At 68.5% G+C, this 9,881-nt stretch carries 10 protein-coding genes; all 10 read left to right on the forward strand.

What is annotated here, in order from left to right:
- Nucleotides 1–334 (forward strand): NADH-ubiquinone oxidoreductase-F iron-sulfur binding region domain-containing protein (locus VFS34_05250; protein ID HET9793849.1); only part of this gene is annotated, 334 nt, incomplete at its 5' end.
- A 50-nt stretch (nt 335–384) separates the two neighbouring features.
- Nucleotides 385–2,013 carry a 2Fe-2S iron-sulfur cluster-binding protein gene (locus VFS34_05255; protein ID HET9793850.1) on the forward strand — a complete coding sequence of 543 codons (1,629 nt, stop codon included), beginning with the start codon at nt 385–387 and terminating at the stop codon, nt 2,011–2,013.
- A complete protein-coding gene (gene nuoH, locus VFS34_05260; protein ID HET9793851.1) occupies nt 2,010–3,050 on the forward strand; it encodes an NADH-quinone oxidoreductase subunit NuoH in 1,041 nt (346 codons plus the stop codon). The genes VFS34_05255 and nuoH overlap by 4 nt, the downstream gene beginning before the upstream one ends.
- Complete coding sequence (locus VFS34_05265; protein HET9793852.1) at nt 3,047–3,568, forward strand: NADH-quinone oxidoreductase subunit J; 522 nt, start codon at nt 3,047–3,049, stop codon at nt 3,566–3,568. Before nuoH ends, VFS34_05265 begins: the two co-directional genes overlap by 4 nt.
- Nucleotides 3,565–3,870 carry an NADH-quinone oxidoreductase subunit NuoK gene (nuoK, locus tag VFS34_05270; GenBank protein ID HET9793853.1) on the forward strand — a complete coding sequence of 102 codons (306 nt, stop codon included), beginning with the start codon at nt 3,565–3,567 and terminating at the stop codon, nt 3,868–3,870. Before VFS34_05265 ends, nuoK begins: the two co-directional genes overlap by 4 nt.
- A gap of 4 nt (nt 3,871–3,874) precedes the next feature.
- Nucleotides 3,875–5,806: an NADH-quinone oxidoreductase subunit L gene (gene nuoL, locus VFS34_05275; protein ID HET9793854.1), complete on the forward strand. Its 1,932-nt coding sequence runs from the start codon at nt 3,875–3,877 to the stop codon at nt 5,804–5,806.
- Nucleotides 5,803–7,326: an NADH-quinone oxidoreductase subunit M gene (locus VFS34_05280; protein HET9793855.1), complete on the forward strand. Its 1,524-nt coding sequence runs from the start codon at nt 5,803–5,805 to the stop codon at nt 7,324–7,326. The genes nuoL and VFS34_05280 overlap by 4 nt, the downstream gene beginning before the upstream one ends.
- Complete coding sequence (locus VFS34_05285; protein HET9793856.1) at nt 7,323–8,786, forward strand: NADH-quinone oxidoreductase subunit N; 1,464 nt, start codon at nt 7,323–7,325, stop codon at nt 8,784–8,786. The genes VFS34_05280 and VFS34_05285 overlap by 4 nt, the downstream gene beginning before the upstream one ends.
- Nucleotides 8,783–9,430, forward strand: a complete 648-nt coding sequence (locus tag VFS34_05290; GenBank protein HET9793857.1) for a redox-sensing transcriptional repressor Rex — start codon at nt 8,783–8,785, stop codon at nt 9,428–9,430. Before VFS34_05285 ends, VFS34_05290 begins: the two co-directional genes overlap by 4 nt.
- Before the next feature lie 54 nt (nt 9,431–9,484).
- Nucleotides 9,485–9,881 (forward strand): lipoyl synthase (locus tag VFS34_05295; GenBank protein HET9793858.1); only part of this gene is annotated, 397 nt, incomplete at its 3' end.

Here is a 9,881-nt window from a genome sequence, read left to right on the forward strand (position 1 = left end):
GATGAACGAGGACACCTGCATCGTTCGCGCCGCGAAGAACCTCGCGAAGTTCTTCGCGCACGAGTCGTGCGGCCAGTGCACGCCGTGCCGCGAGGGTTGCCCGTGGCTGCTGAAGGTCCTGGGCCGGATCGAGGGAGGCGAAGGGCGCCCCGAAGACGTCGAGCTGCTGCTCCCCATGGCGAAGCAGATGAACAACGGGATGACGCTCTGCGTCTTCGCGGACGCCGCGGTGGGACACGTGGTCTCGACCGTTCCGAAGTTCCGCGCGGAATACGACTACCACGTCACCCACAAGCGGTGCATGGTCGGGACCCGAGAGGAAGTCGTGGCGTGAAGCCGCGCGAAAGCCGCGGCGGGATGGCCGCGCGAACCGAGGCCGCCTGAATGCCGAAGATCACGTTCCAGGACAGGGAAACGCGCACCGTCGAGGTGCCGGACGGGACGAACCTGATCGAGGCGGCGAAGCTCGCCGGGATCGAGATCCCGCACTTCTGCTATCACCCGCGCTTCTCGGTCGTGGGCCAGTGCCGCATGTGCCTCGTCGAGATCGACGGGATGCCGAAGATCCAGGCCGCCTGCACGACGCCGATCAAGGACGGGATGGTCGTCAAGACCGGCTCTCCGAAGACGAAGGACGCGCAGAAGGCGACGATGGAGTTCCTGCTGATCAACCACCCGCTCGACTGCCCGATCTGCGACCAGGCCGGCGAGTGCAAGCTCCAGGACAACTCCTTCGGGTACGGCTTCCAGCAGTCCCGCTACGACGAACGCAAGAAGCAGTACGACGGATACTCGCGCACGAAGATCGGACCGCACGTCATCGCCGACATGACGCGCTGCATCCTCTGCACGCGCTGCATCCGGTTCACCCAGGAGATCGCGAAGACGGGCGAGCTGACGTTCCTCGACCGCGCCGGCTCGACCCTCGTCTGGACCCACGAGGGGCGGGAGCTCGACAACGACTGGTCCGCCTGCGCCGCCGACGTCTGTCCGGTCGGCGCGCTCACGGTCGAGGACTTCCGTTTCCGGCAGCGGGTCTGGTACCTGAAGAAGACGCCCTCCGTCTGCCCCGGGTGCGACATCGGCTGCAACAACACGATCGAATCGCGCGGCGGGATCGTCTACCGGTACATGCCGCGCCTCAATCCCGACGTCAACGACTACTGGCTCTGCGACCACGGCCGGTTCCTCGCCGAGAGCCTGAACGAGCGCGACTACGGGCGCCCGCTGGTCCGGGAGGGCGGCGAAGAGAAGAGCGTTCCTTGGGACGCCGCGATCGCGCGCATCCTGTCCGCGATCCGGGAGACGACCGGAGGCGCGGGGCCGTCGGCGATCCTCGCCCTCGGCTCGGGATTCCTTTCGAACGAGGAGAACTGGCTCCTCCGGAAGCTCTTCGGCGACACGCTCGGCGTGCCGAACCTCGACGTCGCGGCGGACCCCGACCGCGTCCGCCGGATGCCGTCGAAGAGCGGATGGATCGAGAGCTCGGGCGTCGCCGCGCCGAACCTGAAGGGCGCGCGCGACGTCGGCGTGGGCCCCCGCGCCGGCGGGAAGGGCCTCGCGGCGCTCTACGACGGGAGCTTCACCCCCGAGATCGTCTACGTCGCCGACGCGGCCTGGTCGAAGGACGCGGAGAACCCGGACCGCGTCGCCGCGCTCCGGCGCGCGAAGCTCCTCGTCGTTCACGCGCGGACCGAGAACCTCCTGACGCGGGAGGCCGACATCGTGCTCCCGGCGACCTCGCTCGCCGAGAAGGACGGCACCTTCACGAACCGGTTCGGACGGGTGCAGCGGTTCGAGCGCGCGATGCTCGCCAAACCGCCCGTCAAGGCGGACTGGGAAATCCTGCTGCTCCTCGCGGTCGCCCTCGGCTTCGGCGATCCGTCGTGGAATCCCCTGTCGATCTTCCCGATGCTCGCGGAGGAGATCCCGGGCTACGCCGTCGACGAAGACGTGCTCGACGGCGGCCTGACCATGAAGAAGGGACTCTTCGTCGCCGAGGGAGGATTGTGAGCGCGGCGGACTGGGCGATCGTCGTCCTCCGGCCGCTCATCCCGGTCCTCGGGGCCGCGATGGCCGTCCCCGTCCTCACCTGGGCGGAGCGCCGCGGCGCGGGCCTCATCCAGGACCGTCCCGGCCCGAACCGCGTCGGGTTCTTCGGATGGCGCGCCTTCGGACTCGGCCAGCCCCTGGCGGACGCCTTCAAGTTCTTCTTCAAGGAGGACATCACCCCGGACAACGCGGACGTGTTCCTCTACACGCTGGCGCCCTGGATCGTGATGTTCTCGGCGCTCGTGGGGTTCGCCGTCATCCCCTACGGCCCGACGATCCCGGTCGCGGGGAGGAGCGTCCCCCTCGTCGGCGCGGACGTGCCGATCGGCGCGCTCTTCATCTTCGCGATGACCGGGCTCTCCGTCTACGGGATCGTGCTCGCGGGATGGTCCTCGAACAACAAGTACTCCCTCATGGGAGGCTTCCGATCGGCCGCCCAGGTCATTTCCTACGAGCTCGCGATGACGACGGCGGCGGCCGGCGTTTTCCTCTCCTCCTCGTCGCTCCGGCTCACGCGGGTCGTCGAGGCGCAGCGCGGTTCGTTCCTTCGCTGGAACGTCGTCCCCCAGTTCTTCGGTTTCGTCGTCTTCACGATCGCCGCCTTCGCCGAGACCAACCGCGTCCCGTTCGACCTCGCCGAGGCCGACGCGGAACTCGTCGGCGGGTACCACACCGAATATTCCGCCTTCAAGTTCGGCGCGTTCTTCATGGCCGAGTACATCGCGATGACGGTCGGATCCGCGTTCATCGTCACCATGTACTTCGGCGGATGGTCGCTCCCCTTCTTCCACCCGACGGGGCTCGTCGGCGGCCTCGTTTCCGTCGCGGTCTTCGCCGCCAAGACGGCGTTCTTCCTGGGGGTCTTCATCTGGGTGCGGTGGACCCTCCCCCGGTTCCGGTACGACCAGCTGATGCGGCTCGGGTGGAAAGTCATGCTTCCGCTCGCGTTCGCGAACCTGGTCTGGGTCGCGCTCCTCGTGCGGACGGGAATCCTGTGAACGCGTCGCGGCTGATCTTCGACCTCGCCGGCGCGATCGCGGTCGTCTTCGCGGGCGTGATGGTCGTCCACCGCAATCCGATCAAGAGCCTCCTGGCGATCGTCGTCACGTTCTTCGCGCTCGCGGTCGGATTCGTCCTCCTCTCCGCCCCGTTCCTCGCGGCGATCCAGGTGATCGTCTACGCCGGCGCGATTCTCGTCCTCTTCCTCTTCGTGACGATGCTCCTGAACCTGCCGACGGAAGAGGCGGCCGCGGACCGGCGCCCGTTCCAGCGGTTCTTCGCCCTCGTCGCGATCGTGGCGTTCGCGGGAATGCTCCTCGCGATGGTCCGGCGCAGCGGAGAGACCGCCGGGACTTCCGGACAGCCGCCCGCGACCGGCGCGATCGAGCCGCTCGCGCAGGCTCTCTTCTCGCACGCCGCGCTTCCCTTCGAGGCCGTCTCCGTCCTGCTCCTCGCTTCCCTCACCGGGGCGTACATCCTCATGCGGCGCGAACGGTCCGGGAGCGCCGCCCCGTGAGCGTCCCGCTGCTCGACGTCCTCGTCGTCTCGGTCGCGCTCTTTTCGCTCGGCCTCTGCGGGGCGCTCCTCCGGCGCAACGCGATCACGATCTTCCTCTCGATCGAGCTGATGCTGAACGCGGCGAATCTCGCGATCGTCGGGTTCGGGGAGAAGGTCGGCGGCTACGCCGGGCAGACGGTCGTCTTCTTCGCGATCGTCGTCGCCGCGGCGGAGGCCGCCGTCGGCCTCGCGATCTTCGTCGCCGTCTTCCGGCACCACGAGACGATCGACGTGAACAAGACGAACCTGCTGAAGTGGTGAGCGCGTGATCCCTCTGTTCGTCCTCCCGCTCCTGCCGTTCCTCGGCTTCCTGCTGTGCGGCCTGCTCGGGCGGAAGCTCGGAAAGACGTTCGTCACCGTCTGCGGCGTCGGGTCCGTCGCGGCGACGACCGTGCTCGCCTGGGTCCGGCTCGTGCCGTTCGCCGCCGACGCGTTCGCGGGCCACGCCGCGCCGATCCTCGAGCGTTACGGCTCCTGGATCCGCGCCGGGAACGTCTCCGTCGATTTCGCGATGCGCCTCGACCCGCTCTCGGCGCTGATGCTCTCGTTCGTCACGTTCGTCGGTTTCCTGATCCACGTCTACTCCGTCGGGTACATGCACCACGACGAGGGCTACTGGCGGTATTTCAGCTATCTGAACCTCTTCATGTTCGCGATGCTGACGCTCGTTCTCGGGTCGAACTTCCTCATCCTTTTCGTCGGCTGGGAAGGCGTGGGGCTCTGTTCCTACCTCCTGATCGCCTTCGACTACCAGAAGGAGTCCTCCGCCCGCGCGGGACGGAAGGCGTTCGTCGCCAACCGCGTCGGCGACTTCGGGTTCCTGATCGGTTTGTTCCTCGTCCTCGGCCTCTTCGGCTCGCTCGAGTTCGACCGGATCTTCCCGGCGGCCGCGGCCGCGCCGGAGCGGTTCGCTCCCGCGATGACCGCGATCGCGCTCTGCCTCTTCATCGGCGCCTGCGGGAAGAGCGCGCAGCTCCCGCTGTACGTCTGGCTCCCCGACGCCATGGCCGGCCCGACGCCGGTCTCGGCGCTCATCCACGCCGCGACGATGGTCACGGCGGGCGTCTACGTCGTGGCGCGCGCGAACGTCTTCTTCCGCCTCTCGCCGACCGCCATGGCCGTCGTCGCGATCGTCGGGGGCGCGACCGCGCTCTTCGCCGCGATCATCGGAACCGCCCAGACCGACATCAAGAAGGTGCTCGCCTACTCGACGATCTCCCAGCTCGGCTACATGTTCCTCGCGTGCGGCGTCGGCGCGTTCGTCGCCGGGATGTTCCACGTGATGACGCACGCGTTCTTCAAGGCGCTCCTCTTCCTCGGCTCGGGGTCGGTCATCCACGCGATGGGCGGGGAGCAGGACATGCGCCGGATGGGCGGGCTCCGCCGCGCGCTCCCGGTGACGTACTGGACGTTCCTCGCGGCCACGCTCGCGATCGCGGGCATTCCGGTCTGGGCCGGCTTCTTCTCGAAGGACGAGATCCTCGGCGCGGTCTTCGCGAAGAGCCCGGCGCTGTGGGCGGTCGGCTTCGTGGCGGCCGGACTCACCTCCTTCTACATGTTCCGCGTGGTGTATCTGACGTTCTTCGGGACCTTCCGGGGGACCGAGGAGGAGAAGCATCATCTCCACGAGTCTCCGGCGACCATGACCGGGCCGCTCGTGATCCTCGCCATCCTCTCGACCGTCGGCGGGTTCGTCGGGCTCCCGGCCTTCCTCGGCGAGCGGGCGAATCTCTTCCACCGGTTCCTCTCCCCGATCGTCCCGCCGATCGCCGCCGGCGCCTTGATCGGCGAGCTCGGCTGCGGAACCGAGATCGCGCTGATCGCGGCGTCCGTCGCGGTCGCTCTCGTGGGGTGGGTCGTCGCGCGGACGTTCTACTCGGGCGAGCGCGCGGGGACGGTCCCGGAGCGGTTCGTGCGCGCCTTCCCGGGCGTCCACCGCGTCGTCGAGAACAAGTTCTATGTCGACGAGCTCTACGAGGCGGTGATCTACCGCCCGTTCCGCGCGCTCTCCCGGATGTTCTGGAAGGTGGTCGACACGCTGATCATCGACGGACTCGTCAACGCGGGCTCCTTCCTGGTCGAGCTCGCGGGGGACCTCCTCCGCTTCTTCACCACCGGAAACGTCCGGAACTACGCGCTCACGTTCCTCCTCGGGATCGTGGCCCTCCTGGCCTACCTCGGATGGGCGCCGCGATGATCGCCGTCCCGCACCTGCTCTCCTGGCTGATCTTCCTTCCGGCGGCGGGCGCCGCGCTCCTGCTCCTCTTTCCGGCGCGCGCGGCGACGGAAGCGAAGACGGCGGGCGTCGTCGTCTCCCTCGCGGTCTTCGTCCTCTCCGTCGGGCTCTGGCGGTACGACCCCGCGATCGCCGCCTTCCAGTTCGGCGAGAGCGTCCCGTGGATCCCGCCGCTCGGGATCACCTACACGGTCGGAATCGACGGGATCTCGCTCCTCCTCGTCCTGCTGACGACGTTCCTGACCCCCGTCGCCCTGATCTTCTCGCTCTCGCACGTGAAGCAGAACGTGCGGGGCTTCACGGCGGCGTTCCTCCTCCTCGAGACGGGAATGCTCGGCTCGCTCGCGGCGCTCGACCTCGCGCTCTTCTACGTCTTCTGGGAAGTGATGCTCGTCCCGATGTACTTCATCATCGGGATCTGGGGAGGGAAACGGAAGATCTACGCCGCCGTGAAGTTCTTCCTCTTCACGATGGCGGGATCGCTCCTGATGTTCCTCGCGATCCTCTACATGGCCGTCCAGTACCACCGGGCCACCGGAGACTGGTCCTTCTCGCTCGAGCATCTCTATCCGATGACCTTCCCCATCGCGACGCAGACGATCCTGTTCTTCGCGTTCGCGGCCGCGTTCCTCGTGAAGGTGCCGATCTTCCCCCTCCACACGTGGCTGCCCGACGCGCACACGGAGGCGCCGACGGCCGGCTCGATCATCCTCGCGGGCGTCCTGCTGAAGCTCGGCGTGTACGGCTACCTTCGGTTCGCGCTCCCCTTCTTCCCGCAGGCGGCCACGCGGTTCGCGCCGTGGCTCGCCGGGCTCGCGCTCATCGGGATCGTCTACGGCTCGATGGTCGCGTACGCGCAGAAGGACATGAAGCGCCTCGTCGCGTACTCCTCGGTCGCGCACCTCGGGCTCGTGATGCTCGGGATCGCGGCGCTGACGTCGACGTCGACCTCCGGCGCGGTGCTCCAGAGCGTCAACCACGGACTCTCGACCGGCGCGCTCTTCCTCCTCGTCGGCGTCCTCTACGAGCGTCGGCACACCCGCGAGATCGCGGCGTACGGCGGAATCGCGAAGATCGTGCCCGTCACGGCCACGCTCTTCCTGATCGCCACGCTGTCGTCGATCGGGCTTCCCGGACTGAACGGGTTCGTCGGCGAGTTCCTGATCCTGACCGGCACGTTCAACGCCCCCGGAGTGCCGCGGTGGTGGGCGATCGTCGCGACGAGCGGAATGATCCTCTCCGCGGTGTATCTCCTCACCCTCGTGCAGCGTGTTTTCTGGACGCCCCTCGTCCACGAGGAGAACCGGACCCTTCCCGACATCCGGACGTCGGAATTCCTCGTCTGCGCGGCCCTCGTCCTCGCGATGGTCGCGATCGGCGTCGCGCCGAATCTCTTCCTCGACAAGATCCACGGCTCGGTCGACACGCTCCTCGCGTTCGTGCGCGCGAAGTCGGCCGCCCCGCTCGAGGCGCTCCGGTGATCTCGGCCGCCGTGACGCTCGACGCGCGCGCCGCGCTCCCCGAGGCGGTGCTCGCGGGGGCGGGATGCCTGCTGCTCCTGATGGAGGCGTTCCTGCCGGCGACCCGGCGCGCCTTCGGGGCGATCTCGATCCTCGCCGCCGGCGGCTACATGGTCCTCCTCGAGCGGATTCCCGCCGCGCGCGCGTTCGGCGGGACGCTCGACGGATCGATCTTCGCCCACGTCTTCGGCCTGTTCCTGGGCCTCGCGGCGGTCCTGACCCTGCTCGTGGCGCGGCCGTACCTGGAGAGGGCCGTGCAGGGGGGGCTCGTCGCGTCGGACGGAGAGTTCTACCCGCTCCTCCTCTGGGGCGCCGTCGGACTGTCTCTCATGGCGCGGGGCCTCGACCTGCTCGTGATCTTCCTGGGGCTCGAGACGTTCTCGCTCTGCTTCTACATCCTCGCCGCGTACTTCAAGCGTTCGGAGGCCTCGTCGGAGGCGGGGCTGAAGTACTTCCTGACCGGGGCGTTCGCGTCGTCCTTCACGCTCTTCGGAATCGCGTTCGTCTTCGGGAAGACGGGCACGACGGCGATCGCCGGATTCGCGGACGCACGCGTCGCGGCCGACCCGCTCCTCCTGGCGGGGCTGGTGTTCCTGATGTCCGGCTTCGCCTTCAAGGTCGCCCTCGCCCCGTTCCATGCCTGGGCGCCCGACGTCTACGCGGGGATGCCGACGCCGGCCGTCGCCTTCCTCTCCGTGGCGCCGAAAGGCGCCGCTCTCGTCGTCCTCTTCCGCGTCCTCGGCGGCGTGTTCGACGGACTCCCGTCGAGCCGATTGCGGGCGGGACTCGCGGCCGTCGCCGTCCTCTCGATGGTGATCGGGAACCTCGTCGCTCTCGCCCAGCGCGACATCAAGAGGCTGCTCGCGTACTCCGGAATCGCGCACATGGGATACGTCGCGATCACCCTCGCCGTCTTCGGGCGCGACGCGTTCGCGGCCGCGCTCGTCTATCTGTTCGCCTACGCCCTCACGAACGTCGGCGCGTTCGCCGCCGTCGCCGCGCTGTACCGCGACGAGTCGAAGGCCCATCCCGTGGGGCTGCTCGCGGGGATGGGGACCCGCGCGCCGCTCGCCGCCGGCGTGCTGGCCCTGTGCATGATCTCGCTCGGCGGCATCCCGGCGACGGCGGGATTCATCGGAAAGTTCTTCGTCTTCAAGTCGGCGATCGAGAAAGATCTGCTCTGGCTCGCCCTCGTCGGCGTGATCAACAGCCTCGTGTCGCTCGGATACTACCTGCGGGTCGTGTACGTGCTCTACATGCGCGAGCCGGTGGAACCCGAGGGGCCGCCGCCGCTCGCCCCCGAGTCCCGCCTCGCGCTGCTCCTCTGCGGACTCGGCGTCCTCGCCGTCGGCCTCTTCCCGGGCCGGCTCTGGCAGATCGCGCAGGCGGCGTCGCGCGCGGTCCCTCACCTGGGTCCATGAGCCGGAGAGCCCCGGCGGGAAACGAGGTCGTCTCCGAGGTCACGGCGCGCCGGCTCTCCGTCTACCTGCGCGGCCTCCAGCAGCTCGAATCCGACGCCGTCCGGACGGTCTCCTCGCACGATTTCGCGCGCCGCTTCCACCTGAATTCCGCGCAGATCCGGAAGGACCTCGCCATGTTCGGCGACTTCGGGATCCGCGGCGTCGGCTACGACGTCTCGAACCTGCGGCGGCACATCGAAGCGCTCCTCGGCATCGACGCCGAGAAGCGGGTGATCCTCTGCGGCGCGGGAAACCTCGGCCAGGCGCTCGCGGGATACGGCGGATTCAACTCCGGCGGGTTCCGGGTCGTCGCCCTCTTCGACATCGATCCGGCCAAGGTCGGCACGTCGATCCACGCCGGCATTCCCATCCTCGACGCCGCCGGGATTCCCGCCTTCCTCGCGCGCGAACCGATCGATATCGCCGTGATCGCGGTACCGGCGGAGGTCGCGCAGAAGACGACCGAGACGCTCGTCGCCGGCGGCGTGCGCGCGATCCTCAACTTCGCCCCGGTGCGCCTCAAGGCGCCGGAGAGCGCGTTCGTCAAGAACGTGGACCTGAAGATCCAGCTCGAAACGCTGTCGTTCTACCTGAGGAATTCCTAGGCCGGCGCCGCGCCCGGAAGTCGAAATCGGAAACCGAGCCGCTATACTCCACCGGTGAGCGTCGTTCCTACCCTGCCCGCTTTCGACGGCAGCCCCCGGGCTTCCCGCCTCGCGCGCCCGGAGTGGCTGAAGGTCCGGCTCACCACGAACGGCGAATTCGAGGAAGTCAACGGGATGATGCGCCGTCTGCGCCTCGTGACCGTCTGCGAGGAGGCGCGCTGCCCGAACATCCACGAGTGCTGGGCGCGCGAGCGGACGGCGACGTTCATGCTGCTCGGGGACGTCTGCACCCGGCACTGCGGCTTCTGCGCCGTGGGCAAGGGGAAGCCCGGCGCGGTCGATCCCGAGGAGCCCGCGCGGGTCGCCGAGGCGGTCGCGGAACTCCGGCTCGCGCATGCCGTCGTCACGTCGGTCAACCGCGACGACCTGGCGGACGGCGGGGCGGCTCATT

This window comes from Thermoanaerobaculia bacterium, from assembly GCA_035717485.1.
In the GTDB taxonomy this organism is placed as follows: Bacteria; Acidobacteriota; Thermoanaerobaculia; order UBA5066; family DATFVB01; genus DATFVB01.

Excerpts from the sequence above, each read along its gene's own strand:
- VFS34_05255 (HET9793850.1), top strand. The coding sequence starts at position 385 with ATGCCGAAGATCACGTTCCAGGACAGGGAAACGCGCACCGTCGAGGTG.
- VFS34_05280 (HET9793855.1), top strand. The coding sequence starts at position 5,803 with ATGATCGCCGTCCCGCACCTGCTCTCCTGGCTGATCTTCCTTCCGGCG.
- VFS34_05290 (HET9793857.1), top strand. The coding sequence starts at position 8,783 with ATGAGCCGGAGAGCCCCGGCGGGAAACGAGGTCGTCTCCGAGGTCACG.